Origin of the sequence: Actinomyces urogenitalis DSM 15434 (assembly GCF_000159035.1) — a bacterium.
Taxonomy (GTDB): Bacteria; Actinomycetota; Actinomycetes; order Actinomycetales; family Actinomycetaceae; genus Actinomyces; species Actinomyces urogenitalis.
On sequence record NZ_DS999574.1, the window covers coordinates 291,436 to 311,166 of the forward strand.

Annotated in this window: 16 protein-coding genes, 2 tRNA genes and 1 pseudogene; 5 read left to right on the top strand and 14 right to left on the bottom strand. The window is 68.0% G+C overall.

What is annotated here, in order from left to right:
- Window positions 1–233: pseudogene (locus HMPREF0058_RS12515) on the top strand (hypothetical protein); the annotation flags it as partial.
- Entirely contained in the window at window positions 230–2,191 is a 1,962-nt protein-coding gene (gene pknB, locus HMPREF0058_RS01215; protein WP_006547826.1) for a Stk1 family PASTA domain-containing Ser/Thr kinase, read from the top strand. The pseudogene HMPREF0058_RS12515 and the gene pknB, both read left to right, overlap by 4 nt.
- Before the next feature lie 229 nt (window positions 2,192–2,420).
- On the opposite strand, the gene HMPREF0058_RS12520 is transcribed toward pknB, so the two are convergent.
- Together HMPREF0058_RS12520 and HMPREF0058_RS01225 are read right to left on the bottom strand one after the other, a co-directional pair.
- A complete protein-coding gene (locus HMPREF0058_RS12520) occupies window positions 2,421–2,576 on the bottom strand; it encodes a hypothetical protein (protein WP_006547827.1) in 156 nt (51 codons plus the stop codon).
- Window positions 2,576–3,334, bottom strand: coding sequence for a class E sortase (locus HMPREF0058_RS01225; RefSeq protein ID WP_006547828.1), 759 nt, complete (start codon window positions 3,332–3,334; stop codon window positions 2,576–2,578). Before HMPREF0058_RS01225 ends, HMPREF0058_RS12520 begins: the two co-directional genes overlap by 1 nt.
- Window positions 3,335–3,717: 383 nt before the next feature.
- Here HMPREF0058_RS01225 and HMPREF0058_RS01230 point away from each other — a divergent pair, with 383 nt between their 5' ends.
- The gene (locus tag HMPREF0058_RS01230) at window positions 3,718–4,059 is read left to right on the top strand and encodes a cell division protein CrgA (protein ID WP_006547829.1); all 342 of its coding nucleotides are present in this window, start codon (window positions 3,718–3,720) and stop codon (window positions 4,057–4,059) included.
- Between the two features lie 63 nt (window positions 4,060–4,122).
- On the opposite strand, the gene HMPREF0058_RS01235 is transcribed toward HMPREF0058_RS01230, so the two are convergent.
- Both HMPREF0058_RS01235 and HMPREF0058_RS01240 read right to left on the bottom strand, forming a co-directional pair.
- Window positions 4,123–4,983 carry an aldo/keto reductase gene (locus tag HMPREF0058_RS01235; RefSeq protein ID WP_006547830.1) on the bottom strand — a complete coding sequence of 287 codons (861 nt, stop codon included), beginning with the start codon at window positions 4,981–4,983 and terminating at the stop codon, window positions 4,123–4,125.
- Window positions 4,984–5,682: 699 nt separating this feature from the next.
- Window positions 5,683–6,312 carry a hypothetical protein gene (locus tag HMPREF0058_RS01240; protein ID WP_006547832.1) on the bottom strand — a complete coding sequence of 210 codons (630 nt, stop codon included), beginning with the start codon at window positions 6,310–6,312 and terminating at the stop codon, window positions 5,683–5,685.
- A 176-nt stretch (window positions 6,313–6,488) separates the two neighbouring features.
- Here HMPREF0058_RS01240 and HMPREF0058_RS01245 point away from each other — a divergent pair, with 176 nt between their 5' ends.
- Window positions 6,489–7,010, top strand: coding sequence for a peptidylprolyl isomerase (locus tag HMPREF0058_RS01245; protein ID WP_006547833.1), 522 nt, complete (start codon window positions 6,489–6,491; stop codon window positions 7,008–7,010).
- A 110-nt stretch (window positions 7,011–7,120) separates the two neighbouring features.
- Complete coding sequence (locus HMPREF0058_RS01250) at window positions 7,121–7,969, top strand: rhomboid family intramembrane serine protease (RefSeq protein ID WP_006547834.1); 849 nt, start codon at window positions 7,121–7,123, stop codon at window positions 7,967–7,969.
- A 604-nt stretch (window positions 7,970–8,573) separates the two neighbouring features.
- Here the strand turns inward: HMPREF0058_RS01250 and HMPREF0058_RS01255 are convergent.
- The 10 genes from HMPREF0058_RS01255 to dnaA all read right to left on the bottom strand — a co-directional run bounded on the left by HMPREF0058_RS01255 (window position 8,574) and on the right by dnaA (window position 19,482).
- Window positions 8,574–8,649, bottom strand: a tRNA-Ala gene (locus HMPREF0058_RS01255).
- A gap of 37 nt (window positions 8,650–8,686) precedes the next feature.
- Entirely contained in the window at window positions 8,687–8,809 is a 123-nt protein-coding gene (locus tag HMPREF0058_RS13320; RefSeq protein WP_006547835.1) for a hypothetical protein, read from the bottom strand.
- A gap of 27 nt (window positions 8,810–8,836) precedes the next feature.
- Window positions 8,837–8,913: transfer RNA gene (locus tag HMPREF0058_RS01260), tRNA-Ile, on the bottom strand.
- Window positions 8,914–8,962: 49 nt separating this feature from the next.
- Entirely contained in the window at window positions 8,963–9,433 is a 471-nt protein-coding gene (locus tag HMPREF0058_RS01265) for a DUF3566 domain-containing protein (protein ID WP_006547836.1), read from the bottom strand.
- Window positions 9,430–12,012: a DNA gyrase subunit A gene (gene gyrA, locus HMPREF0058_RS01270; protein ID WP_006547837.1), complete on the bottom strand. Its 2,583-nt coding sequence runs from the start codon at window positions 12,010–12,012 to the stop codon at window positions 9,430–9,432. Before gyrA ends, HMPREF0058_RS01265 begins: the two co-directional genes overlap by 4 nt.
- 81 nt (window positions 12,013–12,093) lie before the next feature.
- Window positions 12,094–14,112 (bottom strand): DNA topoisomerase (ATP-hydrolyzing) subunit B, encoded by a 2,019-nt coding sequence (gene gyrB / locus HMPREF0058_RS01275; protein ID WP_034234912.1) that lies wholly within the window; start codon window positions 14,110–14,112, stop codon window positions 12,094–12,096.
- 283 nt (window positions 14,113–14,395) lie between these two features.
- The gene (locus tag HMPREF0058_RS01280; protein ID WP_006547839.1) at window positions 14,396–15,046 is read right to left on the bottom strand and encodes a DciA family protein; all 651 of its coding nucleotides are present in this window, start codon (window positions 15,044–15,046) and stop codon (window positions 14,396–14,398) included.
- Window positions 15,033–16,262, bottom strand: a complete 1,230-nt coding sequence (gene recF / locus HMPREF0058_RS01285) for a DNA replication/repair protein RecF (RefSeq protein ID WP_006547840.1) — start codon at window positions 16,260–16,262, stop codon at window positions 15,033–15,035. The genes HMPREF0058_RS01280 and recF overlap by 14 nt, the downstream gene beginning before the upstream one ends.
- Before the next feature lie 32 nt (window positions 16,263–16,294).
- Window positions 16,295–17,428 (bottom strand): DNA polymerase III subunit beta, encoded by a 1,134-nt coding sequence (gene dnaN, locus HMPREF0058_RS01290; RefSeq protein WP_006547841.1) that lies wholly within the window; start codon window positions 17,426–17,428, stop codon window positions 16,295–16,297.
- Between the two features lie 476 nt (window positions 17,429–17,904).
- On the bottom strand, window positions 17,905–19,482 hold the full coding sequence (dnaA, locus tag HMPREF0058_RS01295) for a chromosomal replication initiator protein DnaA (protein WP_006547842.1): 1,578 nt from the start codon (window positions 19,480–19,482) through the stop codon (window positions 17,905–17,907).
- Between the last annotated feature and the right edge of the window lie 249 nt (window positions 19,483–19,731).

The window sequence follows — 19,731 nt, forward strand, 5'->3', positions numbered from 1 at the left end:
GCAGCGCCGTCGCCGCACGCACGCGCACCGAGGCGGCCCTCGATGAGCCGGCTCCGCGCCATTCCAGCGGCAACGGGCTGCTCGGCCTGCCCACCCGGATCTCGGCGCTCATCGTCCTCGGTCTCGTCGCCGCCCTTGTCCTCATCATCACGATCGGTACCCTGGCCACAGCACACAGCGCTCCAGGGTCCGGCGCTACCTCATCTGTCACGTCACCGAAGGAGGCACTGTGACCGGCCAATTTCCTCAGGTCCTCGCGGGCCGTTACGAGATCCGTGAGCTGATCGGCCGCGGCGGCATGGCCGAGGTCCACCTCGGGTACGACAAGCGCCTGTCCCGCATCATCGCGATCAAGCTGCTGCGTTCTGACATCGCCGGTGACTCCACCTTCCAGGCCCGCTTCCGCCGTGAGGCGCAGTCGGCTGCCGCCCTCAACCACCCGGCGATCGTGGCGGTCTATGACTCGGGTGAGGAGGAGCTGACCGCGCCGGACGGCTCGGTCCACTCCGTGCCCTACATCGTCATGGAGTACGTCGAGGGGCACACCGTGCGCGAGCTGCTCGGCGAGGGTGAGGCCGTGCCGATCTCCGAGGCGGTGGAGATCGTCACGGGCGTGCTCGACGCCCTGGAGTACTCCCACCGCGCCGGAATCGTCCACCGTGACATCAAGCCCGGCAACATCATGCTCACCTCCACCGGCGCGGTGAAGGTGATGGACTTCGGCATCGCCCGGGCAATCGAGGACTCCACGGCCACGGTCACTCAGACCCACGCCGTGGTGGGCACCGCCCAGTACCTGTCCCCCGAGCAGGCGCGCGGTGAGATCGTCGACGCCCGCAGCGACCTGTACTCCACCGGCTGCCTGCTCTACGAGCTGCTGACCGGCGTGCCCCCCTTCACCGGGGACTCCGCCGTCGCCATCGCCTACCAGCACGTGCGCGAGGTGCCGCGTCCGCCGTCGTCCATCGCCGCCGACATCCCCGAGTCCCTGGACCGCGTGGTGCTCAAGGCCCTGGCCAAGAACCGCGACGACCGCTACCAGGACGCCGCTCACATGCGCGCCGACCTGCTGGCCGCCGCCCGTGGTCTGCCCGTGAGCGCGCCGACCACGGACACCTGGAACCAGTCCACCACCGTCCTGGATTCCGTGCCCGCGCCGGCCACCACCACGATCCCGGCGGCTCCTGCGCCGCTCGACCTGCCGGGTGAGGAGGAGGACGAGGAGCCACGCACGCGCCGGCCCTGGTGGATTTGGCTGCTCATCGTGCTCATGATCGTGGGCCTGGGCACCGTGATCGGCCTGGCCGCCTCCGGCTACTTCTCCGGATCGGACCCCGATCCCTCAGCCACCGCGACCGCCACGAGCGCTCCCGTGCCGGACGTGAAGAACATGACGGAGGCCGAGGCCAAGCGCGCCATCGAGGACGCTGGCCTGGTCTACCGCCGTGGCGACGACGTCGCCTCGGACAACATCGAGGAGGGCCTGGCGGTCTCCTCGGATCCCGGTGCCGGGACCTCCGCGGTCCTGGGAGCCCAGGTCACCGTCCACTTCTCCTCCGGCTCGGCCATGGTCGACGTCCCGGACGTGTCCGGCAAGACGCAGGACGAGGCCAAGCAGGCCCTGGAGGAGGCCGGCCTCAAGGTCGGCAACGTCACCACCGAGGACTCGGGCACGGTGGACAAGGACAACGTCATCCGCACCGACCCCGTGGCGGGCACCTCCGTCTCGCGCGGAGAAACGATCGACCTCGTGCTCTCCACCGGTCAGACCGCCGTTCCTGACGGCCTGGTGGGACTGACCCAGGAGCAGGCGCGTTCCGCCCTGCAGGAGGCCGGGCTCGCGGTGGGCAACGTGACCCAGGAGGAGTCCACGGACTACGCCGCCGGTCAGGTCATTCGCACGGATCCGGGCACGGGTGTGAGCGTGCAGCGCGGTAGCGAGGTGGCCCTCGTAGTCTCCTCCGGCGCGCCGACCACCGCGACCGTCCCCTCCGACATCCTGGGCATGACCGGTAGCCAGGCCGTGGCCGCGCTGCAGTCCGCTGGCTTCACGAGCATCACGATCCAGGGGCCGAACGACGGCGTCGTGACCTCCGTGAGCCCGAACCCAGGCTCCGTGCTCGGCAAGGACACGGCGATCACCGTCACCACCTCCTCCGACTCTCGGGCGACCGGCCGGCCCAGCTCCTGAGGTCCTGAGGCTGAGCTTGTGAGGTCCTGAGCTCTGAGGCTCCTCAGGTCGAGATTCTGCGGGTCCGCCCGCGAGGAGACACTGAAAGGCCCCCAGCGTGATGCTGGGGGCCTTTCAGTAGGTCTGCACAGCGGCAGCTGGGGGCTCAGCAGGCTCGCGGTCTTTGAGCCGAGCGGCCCGTTATGCGCTGGACGCCAGCCGGCTCCGCCGCGGGTCAGCGAGAACCGGGCTAGACGGTCGCGTTACCGGACAGGTGCCAGGTCTCGTTGGCCCAGGGGAAGACCACCTGGAAGAGCAGCAGCACCACGGCCGCGATGAGGATCAGCGCCTCGAAGAACTTCAGCCAACCCGGGCCGGGAAGGTGTCGCCAGATCCATCCGTACATCAGTTGACCTCCGGGTCGTTGAGCACCGAGGCGGGACGACCCTCGGAACGTGGCATCCAGTAAGAGAGCTTCGCGTGGACGATCCACCGGTGGTCGTTGCCCCACTCGCCGGTGGTCAGGGAGTGGCAGGTGGTCAGCGTGATGTACCGCTCGGTCGGCGCCACGCTCGGGTCACCGGGGACCGGGGCGATCACCTCCACCGCCTCAGGCAGGACGATCTCGTGCGAGGTCACCGTGTAGACGTACCACGTGTCCTTGGTGGCGACGATGATCTCGTCGCCCTCCTCCAGCAGGTCAATCCGCCGGAAGGAGTTGCCGTTGGTGCGGCGGTGGCCGGCGATGGCGAAGTTGCCGACCTCGCCGACCTGCTGGGTGTCCGTGTAGTGGCCGGCCGCTGCCTGGTCGAGGACGTCAGCGCCGGTGCCCTCCTGGATCGGCATGTTGTTGTTCGTGATGCCGTACCACTTGGGGACGATCAGCATGCCGATGGTCTGGCCGTAGCCCACCTGGGCGGGCACCGGGGGAGCGTCCGTGTGCTTGGTCCCCTCCACGCGCGGGGACTCCACCTGGGTCTGCTGGAAGGCCGCCTTGTGCTCGTTGGCGAGCTTGGTCGCCCCGATGCCGGTCCACCACAACTGCCACACGAGGAAGAGGGCAATGACGAGCCCCGCGGTGATGAGGAGCTCTCCGACGCTTTGGATGGCGACGTCGAGCGACCCGCGCTTGCGGGCACGCTGGTGGCGACGGCGAGACGACATCTGGCCTCCTGGATAGGTGTTCCGCCCGTCAGTCTAGGGGCCCGAGACCGCGATATCGGCCGCCGCCACGTTGCGTGAGACTCATTCCGGGCCCGCAGGAGACCTACCACCACGTCTGCTGACCGCCGTCTGACTGTCACCTGGCTGTGCGCCGACGATGCGCAGGCTCGGAGCCGCTGCTGGCCCACCGGCGGCGTTGCGGGCCGGCAGTCCTCGGGGACAGGCCCAGATGGCGGCCCCGGGGCGACCAAGGCCACGACGTCGTGACCAACAGGCCGCCTGGCGCGTTCAGGCCCGCGGCCGGGATGGCCTAGGCTGTGCACGGACCATGCTGAAAACACGCGACCGGGTTGCCCGGTCGTCCTGTCTGCGAGGAGACCCGCGTGAGCGAGAAGAAGAAGGACCCGGCGCGCTCCGGCAACCCGGCCAAGGCTGCGGCTGCGGAGCGTGAGCGCCTGGAGGCCTCGCGCGCTGCCGCCAACCGGGTCTCGCGCGTCCCCACCAAGGTCAAGGAGACCGGCTCGCCGCGCTGGTACGCCCCCACGATGGTGGGCCTGATGTGCGTGGGTCTGCTGTGGGTGGTAGTCACCTACCTGTTCAAGGGCCAGTACCCGATCCCCTACTTCACCGCCCACCACGCCAGCGACTGGCTGGTCAACGGCAACCTCTACATCGGCTTCCTCATCATCATGGCCGGGTTCCTGGGGCTCCTGCGCTGGAAGTGAGCGTGAGGGCGCGAGCCGCCCTGCGCCGTCGGCCCTGAGCGCGGTAGCGGCGCAGTAGCGGCGCTAGAGCTGCATCGTGTCCGGGTGGGATCCGGTGCGGTGGCCGCGCTCCAAGGAGTCCAGCTGCTCCATCTGCTCGGCACTGAGGCTGAATCCGAAGACCTGCGCGTTGGCGCGCAGACGCTCGGCGTGGACGGACTTGGGGATGACCGCCAGCCCATGCTGCAGGTGCCATCGCACCACCACCTGGGCGGGGCTGACCTCCAGCTCACGTGCCACCGCCTGGACCACCGGGTCACTCACCATGAGGCCGCGGGCCAGCGGCGACCAGGACTGGGTGACGATGCCGAGCTCCTCGTGCACAGCGCGCATCTGGCGCTGCTGAAGGTAGGGGTGGATCTCGATCTGGTTGACGGCCGGGACCACACCCGTGGCCTCGATGATCGTCCTGAGGTGGTCCGCCTGGTAGTTCGAGACGCCGATGGCGCGCACGCGCCCGCTCTCGCGCAGCCTGATCATGGCTTCCCAGGTTCGCTCCAGCGAGAGCCCGGGGGCCTTGGCTAGCGGCCAGTGGACGAGGAAGAGGTCGAGGACCTCCAGACCCAGGCGCTCCATGGTCTCCTCGAAGGTTCGAGCTACGTCCGCAGGCGCGTGGTGGGGGTTGTCCAGCTTGGAGGTCACGAAGAGCTCCTCGCGCGGCAGGCCAATCGCCGCTATCGCGCGTCCCACACCGGCCTCGTTGCCGTACATCTGGGCCGTGTCCAGGTGGCGGTAGCCAATCTCCAGGCCCTGCTCGACCACGGGCTGGACGGCGTCGTCGCTGATCTTGTACGTACCCAGGCCCAGCTGGGGCATGAGGACGGGGGAGCCCTCGGTGGCGGCGTGGGTCAAGGGAATCATGGCGGCGGGAAGCGCGTGGGTCATGAGCCAAGCCTAGGCGTGGCTCGTGCCCTCGTATCGCGCACCAACCCCATTCCTGGCGCTATCTCTTCGCGCCGTCCGCTACCCCATCCTGCCCGTCGCCGTCCTCTCCTGCCCGTCGCCACCTTCTCCTCCCCATCACCACCCCCTCTTGCCCACCAACCCCGTCGTCACAGCTACCTCTCCCCCACCATCGCTATCCCTCGGCGTCGTCCGCCACCCCATCACGACCACCGACCTCCGATTGCACGGCCCAAACCCACTCCCGCCGCTACCCACTGCCCACCTTCGCCACCCCCTTCTGACCATCGCTACCTCTTCGCGTCGTCCGCTACCCCCTAGCGCGCGCTAGGGGGTAGCAAAAGAAGCGAAGGGGTAGCGACCGTGGCGTAGGGGTAGCGAAGCACCGGCAGGGGTAGCGGCTGCGTGCAGGGGCCACGACCGCGACGCAGAGGTAACGACGGGCTGGCACAGATGGCAACCGCAGGGGAGAGGCAGCAACCGCAGGGCGGGGCGGGGTCAGCAAAGGGCGGGCCGCGGCGCCAGCACAGGCAAGAGACAGGCCTCAAACAGGTCTCGGGCCGGTACGTCCATGCGTACCGGCCCGAGACCGTGAGAGAACAGGCGCCTGAACGCGCCAGGCTCGTCTCGCCCTATGACCCCGTGGGCCGCGTGGCGAACAGGCGCGTGCGCACGCCAGGCTCAGTCCTCGACAGCGTCCTTGAGGTCCTCGACAGCGTCGGCAGCCTGGTCCTTGAGCTCCTCGGCCTTGTCCGCGGCAGCCTCAGCAACCTCGGCAGCCTGGTCCTTGACGTCCTGGACAGCCTCGGCGGCGTCGAAGTCGTCAGAGTCGGCCCAGTACTCCTCGGCCCACGGGTCCTCAACGGGCTGGCTGCGACGCCACACCACGTAGGCCGCGGCAGCAGCACCAGCAGCCAGGGTGGTCCACCCCAGGCACTTGAGGAAGCGGTGGGACTTGCGGGGCTTGGGAGCCTCGACGGCGGCCAGGCGGGCGGCCTCAGCGGCGCGCTGAGCACGCTCGGTCACGGTGCCGGGCGCCTGAGCAGCAGCCTGAGCGGCCGACGCGGCGCGCTGGGCACGCGGCAGGTAGTCCTCGACCACGCGGGTGCGAGCCTCTGTGTAGGCCGGCTCCAGGCGCTCCTGAGCGCCGGCGGCCACACGAGCCAGGTCCTTGCGCGCCTTGACCACGTGCGGGGCAACCCACTCGGCGGCGCGCTCAGCCTGCTCGGCGACGTTCTCCGCGAATGCGGCAGCCTCCGCGCGCAGCTGGTCAGTGTCAAGGTTCTTCTCGATCTTCTTCTTGAAAGCCACGGCTTCTCCTAGCTGAGAGAGACATCGGTCATGCACATGATGACTGAAGCCTATGGTCCCACTCCTGGCCGGCAGCCGCCTGAGAACGGTCACCTTGTTTTGCCTGGGGTGAACACTGTGCCTCCATCTGGGGTCATCGGTCCATGACGCCGCGCCCGCGTGCAACGATGTGGCCCATGGAAGCGACACTGCACACCAACCTCGGCGACATTCGCCTCGAGCTCTTCCCCGAGCAGGCCCCTGAGACCGTCTCGAACTTCGTGGGCCTGGCCACCGGCGAAAAGACCTGGACGGACCCGCGGACCGGTGAGGAGTCCAACGCTCCTCTGTACGACAACGTCATCTTCCACCGCGTCATCCCCGGCTTCATGATCCAGGGCGGTGACCCGCTGGGCACCGGCACCGGCGGCCCCGGATACGTCTTCGACGACGAGATCGACGCCTCGCTGACCTTCGCCTCCCCCTACGTGCTGGCGATGGCCAACGCCGGGCGCCGCTTCGGCAAGGGCACCAACGGCTCCCAGTTCTTCATCACCACCGGTCCCACCGAGTGGCTCCAGGGCAAGCACACGATCTTCGGCACCGTGGCGGACGAGGCCTCGCGCAAGGTGGTCGACGCGATCTCCGCTGTCCCCACTGACCCGCGTGACCGCCCGCTGGAGGACGTCGTCATCACCTCGGTGACGGTCCAGAAGTAGCTGCGACTGACCGTGTGGGGCCACCACAGGCGTGCCCACTGATCTTGAGCCGACGCCGTCGGACCAGCCGGTCCGACGGCGTCGTCCACATCTGACCGAAGGAGTCGTCCATGAGCCAGGACCTTCCCGCCGCCTCCAGCGCCAACGGCACTCAGCCGGTGTGCCCACGCCACCCTGACCGGGTTTCCTACGTGCGCTGCCAGCGCTGCGACCGGCCGGCCTGCCCACAGTGCCAGGTGCCCAGCGCCGTCGGCATCCACTGCGTGGACTGCGTGCGTTCGGCCGAGCAGCGGCGGCGTCCCACGCGCACGGTGCTCGGGGCAGTGGCGGTGCAGGACGCGCGCATCACGACCGGGCTGATCGCGGCCTGCGTGGTCGTCTACGTGATCCAGATGCTGCGCCCTTCCCTGACCACGGACTTCGGCTTCGCGCCCGTGGTCGCGCTGTCTCAGCCCTGGCGGTTCCTGTCCACCGCCTTCCTCCACGGCTCGCTCATGCACCTGGCTTTCAACATGTGGGCGCTGTGGGTCTGTGGCAGCGCGCTGGAGCCTTTGCTCGGGCGCTGGCGCTTCGCCGCGCTCTACGCGCTGTCCGCCCTGGGAGGGTCGACGGCGATCTACCTGCTGTCCTCACCAGGCTCGGCATCCTGGATCACGCTCACGGTGGGAGCCTCAGGTGCGGTGTTCGGGCTGTTCGCGGCCGTATTCCTCATCCAGCGGCGCTTTGGCCGGGACACCTCCGCGATCCTCGGTCTGCTGGCGGTCAACCTGGTCATCTCGGTGCTTGGGGCTGGGATCTCCTGGCAGGGGCACCTGGGTGGCCTGCTGACCGGCCTGGCGGTGGCCTCCCTGTACGCCCGGGCGCCGCGCCAGCGCCGGAGCGCCGTGGCCGTGTGGGGGAGCGTGGGAGTCGCGCTGGGGCTGGTAGCACTGATTGCGGTGAAGTACCTCCTCGTGTGACTCGGTTCTGCGATCGAAGGGCTCGGGCGCCTCGTGGCGTCCGAGCCCTTTTTCTCAGGCGCCGTCACTCGTCCCCCACGTTATCCACAGGCCAGCCGAAGCACAGCGATGTTATTCCTCCACATCTGTGGGTAACCCTGTGGAATGACATTCGTGTAGTTCTCCACAGGCCTTTCCACAGCTGGGGACAATTGCGAGTGATGACGCCTCGAGAATGACAAGAATCCCTCGAGCCACAGCTGGGGACGGCGTGGAACCACAGCAGTGCACAGTGTGGATGACGAACTGCTCCCCCCATCACTTCAGGCCGTCAACAGTCGCAGTCAGTGCGCACCGGAGCCACGATCCCCCAACTTCCCGTCACTTCAGGCCCTTAACAGTCGATCCCTATGCTCCCCGGGATGGAATCGACTGCCGCGGGCCTCAACCGAGCAAAATGGGGCGGGCACCGGGGTGTTCAGAGCCGGGGACCGACTGCCGCGGGCCTCAACCGAGGGAAAAGGGAGCCGTGAGGACGCCACGCACGGGCGAGATTTGGCTGTTCCGACTGTTCCGGACCTGAAGCGACGATCCCCCGGAACCTCAGCGGGCCGGGGGATCGTGGTGGTGGAGCCAACGGGACTCGAACCCGTAACCCCCTGCTTGCAAAGCAGGTGCGCTACCAATTGCGCCATGGCCCCGATGTAGTTGTCGCAGCGATCCCGTGCCTGGCCGGACTCAGTCGACCTCAGTCCACGGCGCCCGGATCATCCGCTCTGACTCGTACCTGAGCCAGGCGGCGTAGCCCGCCCCGGCCAGGGACAAGAAAACCGCGGCTAGCACGAGCGGCCGGTTCCTCATGAACCCTCCTCATCGTTCCACCGCGGGTGGTGGGCCTAGCTGGACTCGAACCAGCGACCTCATCCTTATCAGGGATGCGCTCTAACCAACTGAGCTATAGGCCCTTGCGACCGGAAGAGACTAACCCACCCGATCTCAGGTGACCAAATCCAATCACTCGTCTGCCAGTGTGAGATGAACCCCACCGACGAGTGCCGCGGTCACGTTGTAGAGGAAAGCGCCCACGGTCGCCAGCGCCGTGGTCAGGATGATGTTGATGACGGCGATGATCGTCGCCATGGACACAGCCCGGGAGAACTTCATGTACTCCAGCAGCGCGGTGAAGGAGTTCGACTCCGACTCCATCACCGTACCCACCAGGTTCTGGATGGTGGAGAACACGTGCATGGCGTCGAGCATGAACCACACGAAGGCTGCTGCCACCACGAGCATGATGCCCCCGGCCACGCTCAGCAGGAAGGCCACCTTCATCACCGAGAAGGGGCTGACCCGGGTCAGGGCCAGTCGCACCCGGCGCGGACCGGTCACCGTAGGCTTGGTCGATGAGCTCGGCATCTGGGCGATGTCGGCGCTGTCTGCCGTGCCGGACTCACCGGCAGGGTGGCGGGTTTCCGGCTTGCTCATGCCTGGTCCTCACTCTCGTCGTCCTCGCTCAACGCTACCGCGTCCTGAGCCTGATCCGCAGGAGCGGCAGGCTCGTCGTCGCCGTCAAGCTCGCGCTCGGTGTTCCGGGCGACGGCGATGATGCGGTCGCCGTCGTCGGGCTTGGCAAAGGTGACGCCCTGGGTGTTGCGGCCGGTCACCGAGACCTCGTCCACACGGGAGCGCACCACCTTGCCCGACTCCATGATGCACAGCACCTCGTCGCTGGGCGCCGTGACCAGCGCGCCCACAAGGTCGCCGCGCTCCTCCACCAGGTTGGCAACCTTGACCCCCAGGCCGCCACGGCCCTTGGTCGGGTACTCAGCCACGTTGGTGCGCTTGGCGTAACCGCCCTCAGTGACCACGAACAGGTCCGCGTCAGTCCACTGCGGGTCGACGACGTCCATCGCCAGCAGCCAGTCGCCGTCACGGAACCGCATACCGGTCACGCCGCTCGTGGCGCGGCCGGTGGGCCGCAGGACGTCGTCGGAGGCGTGGAAGCGGGCGGACTGGCCGTGGCGGGAGACCAGCAGGAGGTCCTGGCCCTCGGACAGCAGCCGCGCCGAGACGAGCTCGTCAGGGTTGCCATCCGCGTCCTCACGCAGGTTGATCGCGATGACGCCGCCGGAGCGGTTGGAGTCGTACTCGCTCAGGCGCGTCTTCTTCACCAGGCCACGCTTGGTCGCCAGCACCAGGAAGTCGGCCTGCTCGTAGTCCTTGAGCTCCATGACCTGGGCGATCTCCTCGCCGGGCTGGAAGGCCAGCAGGTTGGCCACGTGCTGACCCTTGGCGTCACGCCCGCCCTCAGGAAGCTCGTAGGCCTTGGCCCGGTAGACCCGGCCGAGGTTGGTGAAGAAGAGCAGCCAGTGGTGGGTGGTGGTGACGAAGAAGTGGTCGACGACGTCGTCCTCACGCAGTGCAGCGCCCTTGACGCCCTTGCCCCCACGGTGCTGGGAGCGGTAGGCGTCAGTACGCGTGCGCTTGGCGTAGCCCGAGCGCGTGATGGTCACGACCACCTCTTCCTCGGGGATGAGGTCCTCCATGCTCATCTCGCCGTCGAAGGGCACGATACGGGTACGCCGCTCGTCGCCGTACTTCTCCACGATCTCAGCCAGCTCGTCGGAGACGATGCCGCGCTGGCGCTCGGGGGAGGCGATGATGTCCTTCAGGTCCGCGACCTTGGCCTGCAGCTCCTCGGCCTCCTGCTGGATCTTGAGGCGCTCCAGGGCAGCCAGACGGCGCAGCTGGAGGGCGAGGATGGCGTCAGCCTGAACCTCGTCCACGCCCAGCAGGCCCATGAGGCCCCCACGGGCCTCGTCAGCCGTCTGGGAGCGGCGGATGAGGGCGATGACGGCGTCCAGGGCGTCCAGGGCCTTGAGATATCCCTCGAGGATGTGCAGGCGCTCCTGCGCCTTGCGCAGGCGGAAGCGGGAGCGGCGCACAATGACGTCGATCTGGTGGTTGACCCAGTGGCGCACGAAGCCGTCCAGGCTGAGGGTGCGCGGCACGCCGTCAACCAGGGCGAGCATATTGGCCGGGAAGTTGTCCTGGAGCTGGGTGCGCTTGTACAGGTTGTTGAGGACCACCTTGGCCACGGCGTCGCGCTTGAGCACGATGACCAGACGCTGACCGGTGCGGCCCGAGGTCTCGTCACGGATGTCAGCGATGCCGCCGACCTGCCCGTCACGCACGAGCTGGGCGATCTTGTCCGCAAGGTTGTCCGGGTTGACCTGGTATGGCAGCTCGGTGACCACCAGGCACTGGCGTCCCTGGATCTCCTCGACGTTGACCACCGCGCGCTGGGTGATCGAGCCGCGGCCGGTGCGGTAGGCGTCCTCGATGCCGCGCCGACCCAGGATCGTGGCGCCGGTGGGGAAGTCGGGGCCGGGGATGCGCTCGATGAGCGCCTCCAGCAGCTCCTCGCGCGAGGCGTCAGGGTGCTCCAGGAACCACTGGACACCGCGAGCGACCTCACGCAGGTTGTGAGGCGGGATGCGGGTGGCCATACCCACCGCGATGCCCTCGGAGCCGTTGACCAGGAGGTTGGGGAAGCGGGCCGGCAGGATGGTCGGCTCCTGGTTCTTCCCGTCGTAGTTGTCCTGGAAGTCGACGCTCTCCTCGTCGATGTCGCGGACCATCTCCATGGCCAGCGGCGCCATCTTGCACTCGGTGTACCGGGGCGCGGCCGGCCCCAGGTTGCCGGGGGTACCGAAGTTGCCCTGGCCGGCCACCAGCGGGTAGCGCAGCGACCACCACTGCACCAGGCGCGCCAGGGCGTCGTAGATCGCGGCGTCGCCGTGGGGGTGGTAGTTGCCCATGACCTCACCGACCACGCGGGAGGACTTGGAGAAGGAGGAGGTGGGGCGGTAGCCGCCGTCGTACATGGCGTACAGGACGCGGCGGTGGACGGGCTTGAGGCCGTCGCGCACGTCCGGCAGCGCACGCCCCACGATGACGCTCATGGCGTAGTCGAGGTAGGAGCGCTGCATCTCCATCTGGAGGTCGACCGGCTGGATGCGGTCGTGGGTCTGCTCGCTGATCGGGGTGGTCTCGTCGCTCACGGGTTTCCTTTGCTGGTCAAGTCAGGTCTGGTCTCTCGACGCCGCATCTCGCGGTGACCGGGTCGGTCACCTGGCTGCGGGCTAGATGTCGAGGAACCTCACGTCAGCGGCGTTGCGCTGGATGAAGGAGCGACGCTGCTCGACGTCGTCTCCCATGAGGATGGAGAAGGTCTCGTCCGCGTCCGCGGCCTCATCGAGGGTGACCTGTTTGAGGATGCGGGCGGCGGGGTCCATGGTGGTCTCCCACAGCTCGTGGTCGTTCATCTCACCCAGACCCTTGTAGCGCTGGATGCCGCCCTCCTTGGGCAGACGGCGACCGGCCTCGGCCCCGGCCCGGAGCAGCTGGTCGCGCTCGGCGTCGGAGTAGGCGAACTCGTGCTCGGCGTTGGACCACTTCAGGCGGTACAGCGGGGGCATGGCGATATAGGTGTGACCCTGCTCGATGAGGGGACGCATGTAGCGGAAGAGCAGCGTGAGCAGCAGGGTCGCGATGTGCTGGCCGTCGACGTCGGCGTCGGCCATGATGACGATCTTGCCGTAGCGCAGCTTGGAGATATCGAAGTCCTCACCGATACCAGTCCCAAAGGCGGTGATGAGAGAGCGGATCGTGTCACTGGACAGCGCCCGGTCCAGGCGCGCCTTCTCCACGTTGAGGATCTTGCCTCGGATCGGCATGATCGCCTGGTGCTCGGGGTCGCGCCCACCCACGGCGGAGCCACCGGCCGAGTCACCCTCGACGATGAAGATTTCGCACTCGGCGGCGTTGCGCGAGGAGCAGTCACGCAGCTTGCCGGGCATCGAGGCCGACTCCAGCACACCCTTGCGACGGGTGGCCTCGCGGGCCTTGCGGGCAGCCACGCGCGCGGCCGCGGCCTGGCTGGCCTTGGTGATGACGGCCTTGGCGTCCGCCGGGTGGGAGTCGAGCCAGTCACCCAGGCGGTCGTAGACGGTCTGCTGGACGAAGGTGCGGGCCTCGGTGTTGCCCAGCTTGGTCTTGGTCTGGCCCTCGAACTGAGGCTCGGAGAGCTTGACGGAGATGACGGCGGTCAGGCCCTCGCGGATGTCGTCACCGGTGAGGTTGTCGTCGCGGTCCTTGATCAGGCCCTTCTCGCGCCCGTACTTGTTGATGAGCGTGGTCAGGGCCGTGCGGAAGCCCTCCTCGTGGGTACCGCCCTCGGTGGTGTTGATCGTGTTGGCGTAGGTGTGGACGGACTCGGAGTAGGCGCTCGTCCACTGCATGGCGATCTCCAGGCTGATGCCGTGGGTCTCGTCCAGGGCCTTCTCCGCCTCGAAGTCGATGATCTCGGGGTGGATGAGCTCGACCTTCTTCGACTTGTTGAGGAAGGCGACGTAGTCGTGCAGGCCGTTGGCGTAGCAGTAGGAGACCTGGCGCTTGCCCTTGACCGGGTCGTCGGCGGTGCCGGCCTCGTCCCCGGTGATCTCGTCGCCGTCGTCGTTGACGCCCTCGCGCTCGTCAGTCAGCGTGATGCGCAGGCCCTTGTTGAGGAAGGCCATCTGCTGGAACCGACGGCGCAGGGTCTCGTAGTCGAACTGGACCGTCTCGAAGATCTCGGGGTCGGGGTAGAAGATCTGGGTGGTCCCGGTGGCCTCAGTCTCCTCACCCATGACGAGAGGGGTTTTGGGGTGGCCGCCGTCGCCAAAGCTCATGCGCCACACGTGGCCCTGGCGGCGCACCTCGGTGTCCACGCGGGTGGACAGGGCGTTGACCACCGAGATACCCACGCCGTGCAGACCGCCGGAGACGGCGTAGCCACCACCTCCGAACTTGCCGCCGGCGTGCAGGACGGTCATGACCACCTCGACGGTGGGCCGGTGCTCGGTGGGGTGCTCATCCACCGGGATACCGCGGCCGTTGTCAACGACCTTGAGTCCGCCGTCGGCCTGGATGGTGACCTCGATGTGGTCACAGAAGCCGGCCAGGGCCTCGTCCACGGAGTTGTCGACCACCTCGTAGACGAGGTGATGCAGACCGCGCTCGCCGGTGGATCCGATGTACATACCCGGGCGCTTGCGCACCGCCTCCAGGCCCTCCAGCACCGTGATGTCACTGGCGCCGTACTCGCCGCTCGGGTGGCCGATGTGGGCCTCGGCCCCGGCCTCAGGGGTGGTCACAGGCTGGTCCTGGTCAGACACGTGTCAGCTGCTCCTCGTTCTGTGCGTCGATGGCAGACAGGACCTCTCATAAGCGCCGTGATGCGGATGAGATCCGCGGCATGTAGGTGGGTACCTGCGCAAGGTTCGCGACGCACCTTGGGCTATTCCGGGGTCATTCTAGCGTGTCCAGCCCTCGAAGCCTCATTCCTGCGGACGAGCACGGCACGTGGGAGGGGTCACGCTGAGCGTGCCGACGGCGCCCCCGGCCTCACCCGTAGGTATCACGCGGTCCACGCCCGCCCCGTGCCCCACCAAAACGGCCATGGCGCCAGCTGGGCGTGCCGGGCCCGAGGATGCGGATCTCGACGGCGGGTGCCCGGCGCCCAGGGTAGAGCCTCTCGAGCTCGTGTGCCACGGCGGCGCTGATCGAAGGCATCATGAGGCGCAGCTGCTGGGCCCAGGCGCTGGAGGAGCTGCGAATGTCCAGCCGCCCCTCCTCGAAAGAGACCACCTCGGCGTGCTCGGCGATCTGGGCGCCCACGATCCGCTCCCAGGCCACCACCACCTGCGCCATGGCCAGCTTGCCGGCCCATCCGCGCTCGGCGACGGCGCGCGCCAGCTCACGCTTGCCGGTGCGCGGGTCAAAGCGCGTAGGTCCGGGACGGTCCCGGCCCGGCGCCAGGCCCGGTCCACGGTCCATCTCCGGATCCTCCTCGCCCCGGCTCACTCGCCGCCCGCGCGGGGCGTCCCAGGCGGCCACACCGTCCGGGGAGGTCTCGGCCCGTCGCAGCGAGCTGCGAGTCACCCCACCCGCCCAGGCCATCTCCTGAAGCCGGGCCAGTTGGGCCAGGGCGAGCGCGTCGCCGTCGTCATCACTGGCCGGGCCGGGCGCGGGCGAGGTGGACTCAGAGCTGGTCACGGCTGATCCTGGACCCGGCCACGCTCAGGCGCGTGCCGTCAAGCTCGCCAGGAACGTCCTGCGGCACCGCCGCAGTGACGAGGACCTGCTGGGCACCGGCGACCGTGTGCGCCAGGGCGCGACGACGCTTGTCATCCAGTGAGGCGAAGACGTCGTCAAGGATGAGGACCGGCTCGCCGTCGCCGCCGTAGGCGGCCACGTCGTGGCGCAGCATCTCGTAGGAGGCCAGGCGCAGGGCGAGGGCCAGCGACCACTGCTCGCCGTGGGAGGCAAAGCCCTTGGCCGGCATACCGGACAGGAACAGGCTGAGCTCGTCACGGTGAGCGCCCACCAGGTTGGCGCCACGATCGATCTCGCGAGCGTGGAGCTGACCCATGGCAGCCTCCAGGCGCTCGGCCGTGGAAGCCTGGTCCAACAGCTCGGCCTCGCCCGGTGGCCAGGACTCCTCCTGCCCGGGGGTGATGGCGCGCGGATCGGGGTCCGCCATCCCTTCGTGGGCCAGGAGGCTAGAGCGATAGGCCAGGTGCACCGGTGACTGCGCCTGGCTCACGGCCTCGTAGGCAGAGGCCACCCAGGGCCGCAGCCTGCGTACGACGTCGACCCTGGCGGCGATGAGCGTGGCCGCGGCGGCAGCGAGCTGGGCGTCCCAGACCTCGAGGGTGGAGAGCATCGAGGCCGTTGACCGGCGCGCCGCACGCGCCGACTTCAGCAGGCTGGCGCGCTGGGCGAGGATCTTGTCATGCTCGGTGCGTACGCCGGCCAGTGAGGGACGCAAGGTCACCGCGAGATCATCGAGAAAACGACGCCGTACCCCCGGCTCCTCACGCACGAGGCTGAGGTCCTCGGGCGCGAAGATCACCGTGCGCAGCACCCCGAGGAGCTCTCGAGGCCGCACTGGGCTGCGACCCAACCGAGCGCGGTTGGCCTTGCCGGAGATGAGCTCGATCTCCAGCACGGTGGGACGCTCGCCGTGGACCACCTTGGCCCGTAGGACCGCACCGGCTGGCTGTGGCTGCCCAGGCTCGGCACGACGAATGAGCGCCGAGTCCGCACCGACCCGGTGGCTGGTGAGGTTGGACAGGTAGCCAACGGCCTCAACGAGGTTGGTCTTGCCCTGGCCGTTGGAGCCGATGAAGGCGGTGACGCCTGGCTCCAGGGAGAGCACAAGGTGCTCGTAGGAGCGGAAGTCGTCCGCAGACAGGTCTGAGACGTACACGAAGTCACCCTGTGCCCTGGCTGGGCTTGGTCTCAGGCTCCGAAGCGAATGGGCATGATGAGGTAGCGGAAGGACAGGTCCTTCTCGCCCCCGATGGAGTCCACACCGGTGAGCACCGCAGGCTTGGAGGGGTGGGTGAAGTCCAGGGTGACGTAGGGCTGGTGGATGGCGCCCAGACCGTCCAGCAGGTAGCCGGGGTTGAAGGCGGTGGAGATGTCCTCACCCTCCAGGTGCGCTACCAGCTGCTCGGAGGCCTGGGCGTCCTCGCCAGCGCCGGCGTCCAGGGCCAGGCTGCCCTGGGTGAAGGACATGTGGATCGGGGTCGAACGGTCTGCGACCAGGCTGACGCGGCGCACGGCGGCCATCAGCTCCTCGCGGCCGACCGTGGCGTGAATCGAGGTCTCCTCGGGAAAGAGTCGCAGCACCGGCGGGTAGTCGCCGTCGGTCAGCAGGCTCGTGGTGCGCCGACCCCCGGCCTCGAAGCCGATGAGACCGGAGGTGGTGGAGCCGGCCTCCGTCAGGGCCACGGTGACGTCACCGGTGGAGGTCAGAGACTTGGCGACGTCGGAGAGCGTGCGGGCCTTGAGCAGCGCGTGGGTGGACAGGGTCTTGTCCTGGCTGGCCCAGGTCATCTCGCGCACGGCCAGGCGGTAGCGGTCAGTGGCCATGAGGGTCAGGCGGTCGCCGTCGACCTCCATCTGGACGCTGGTGAGCAGCGGCAGGGTCTCATCGCGTGAGGCAGCGATCGAGACCTGTGCCACCGCCTGAGCCAGGTCATGGGCGTCGACGGTGCCCGCGGTGGAAGGCATGACGGGCAGCGTGGGGTAGTCCTCGGCAGCCATCGCAGCCAGGGCGAAGCGGGAGGAGCCACAGCTGACCGTCACCTTGGTCCCCTCGACCTCGAGGTCCACGGGCTTGGAGGGCAGCGCCTTGGCGATATCAGCCAGGAGTCGGCCGGAGACGAGGACGACGCCCTCCTCCTCGACCTCGGCAGGAATCTCGCAGTGAGCCGAGACCTCGTAGTCGAAGGAGGCGAGGACCAGCGAGGCGTTCGAGGCCTCCAGACGCACACCGGCGAGAACAGGTACCGGGGGGCGGGCCGGCACCGAACGGGCGGTCCAAGTCACGGCCTCGGCGAGGACGTCGCGGTCAACCCTGAGCTTCACAGTGCACTCCTGTCTGCGTTCATGCAGTCCCAGCCAGCAACGAGGAGTGGCCCTCAGAAGAGGCAGGACGATCCGTATGGAGTCTAGACGCATGAGGACCAGGCGCGTCGAGTCCGCGGCGAGGAGGGGTAGCAGGCCGCCAGGTCGGCGCGGAGCGGGGCGTGGACCATGTTGGCAGTGCGGGGAGGGATGAGATGAATTCTTGGTTCGTAGGGTTGTTAGGAGATGTGAATTCTGGGGAGAACCACATCTTTTCTTGTCATTTCAGTCCCGGCGGGTGTGGAACCACAGATGTGTAGTTCGGTGGAGCGCTACCGCGAGTGGTGGACGGTTCTAGACGAATGACAGTTCTGTCCCCAGAAGGGCCTGGAACTGTCTACATGAGGATGGGGACTTGTCCACGCCCTGTCCACGGGTTCGTCCACAGGGTCTGCGGGCAGCACGAGACCCCGCTCGTGGCAGGACCGTGAGCCTGGTCAGCGGCGGGGAGCCAGAGCAGCCTGCTTGATGCGGCTGGTCAGCTCGTTGACCTCGTTGAAGGTCTCGCGGCGCTCACCCATCTGGGTGGTGATCTTGCGGTGGGCGCTCATAACGGTGGTGTGGTCACGTCCGCCGAACTCGCGTCCGATATTGGGCAGCGAGAGCTCGGTGAGCTCGCGGCACAGGTACATCGCGATGTGGCGGGGGTGGACAAAGTTCTTGCGCCGGCTCTCACCGCACAGGTCGTCGATCGTCATGTCGAAGTAGTCGGCGACCTGCCCCATGATGAGACCGGAGGTGATCTCTTCGCCCGTGGGATCGGTGATGACGTCCTTGAGCGCCACCTCAGCCAGGGTGCGGTCAATGGGCTGCTTGTTGAGGGAGGCGAAGGCCGTCACTCGTACCAGTGCGCCCTCGAGCTCGCGGATGTTGGTGGTGACTCGGCTGGCGATGTACTCCAGGACGTCCTCGGTCACCGAGATGCCGTCAGCGCGAGCCTTGAGGGTCAGGATCGCCTGACGGGTCTCCAGGTCCGGCGGCTGGACGTCGGCGACCAGTCCCTCCTGGAAGCGGGAGATGAGGCGGTTGTTGAAGCCCTTGAGCTCCAGGGCAGGCTGGTCGGAGGTGAGCACGATCTGCTTCTCCGCGATGCGCAGGGCGTTGAAGGTGTGGAAGAACTCCTCCAGCGTCTGCTCCTTGCCCTCGAAGAACTGCACGTCGTCCACGAGCAGGATGTCGACGTTGCGGTAGCGGTCCTTGAAGTTGCGCATCTGGCCGTCGGCGACCGAGGCGATGAAGTCGGAGACGAACTCCTCGGAGTTGACGTACTTGACGGTGATACCCGGGTAGAGCTTGCGGGCGTAGTGGCCGATGGCGTGCAGGAGGTGGGTCTTGCCCAGTCCGGAGCCGCCGTAGATGAACAAGGGGTTGTAGGCGCGGCTGGGAGCCTCGGCCACGGCCGCGGCGGCGGTTCGCGCCAGGCGGTTGGACTTGCCCTGAACGTAGGTGGCGAAGGTGTAGCGCGGGTTGAGGCGGGAGTCGTCAACCACCTCGGCTGCCGGCAGCGTCGCCGTGGGGTGGAGGGGCGGCACGTAGCCGGTGGAGGACGACGGCGTCGCTGGCGCTGGATGGTCTTCGCCGGGGCCGTCGGGGGAGAGGGCGGAGGGAGCCTCGACGGCGGGGGCCGCGTCAGCCAGGGAGACGGGGTCCTGTGAGGCGGGTGCGTCGTCGGTGGGCTGGGTGCCGGAGATCGGAGCCTGAGCAGGCTCGGCTGCTGCCTCGGTGGAGTCTGGCCAGCGGTCCGAGGAGTGGCTGGAGGACTCCTGGGCGGGGTCGATCGTCACCTCAAAGGTGACGGCTCGGCCCCAGACCTCGGCAAGTGCCCGGGCGATGACGGCGTGGTTCTTGTCAATGATGTCGCGGGGCAGGGCGAAGCCGACCACGAGGACCAGGACGTCGTCGACGTCGATGACGCGGGTCATGCGCAGCAGCGCGATCTGGCCTCGGCCGAGCTCCTGCCGGGTGGCGAGGAGGTTGAGGGCGGACTCCCACCGAGTGGTGGCGACGTCAGTCACGACGTCCTCCTCGTCTGTGCGCGCGAACTGGAACGGTGGTGGTCGGGACCCTGTCGAGCAGGAAGGACACCACCGAGTAGCCCATCATGATCGTTGCTCACAGAGTTGTCCACACCGGCGGCGCAGCCTGTGATCATCACAGGCCTGTCAGGCCACGAACGTGGCCGGTTTCTCAGTGTGAAGACCTGCAATTCGTTTGACCCTGCGGGAAGTCCAACCGTATCGTGGTGAGGACGTTCGTGTGGAGTC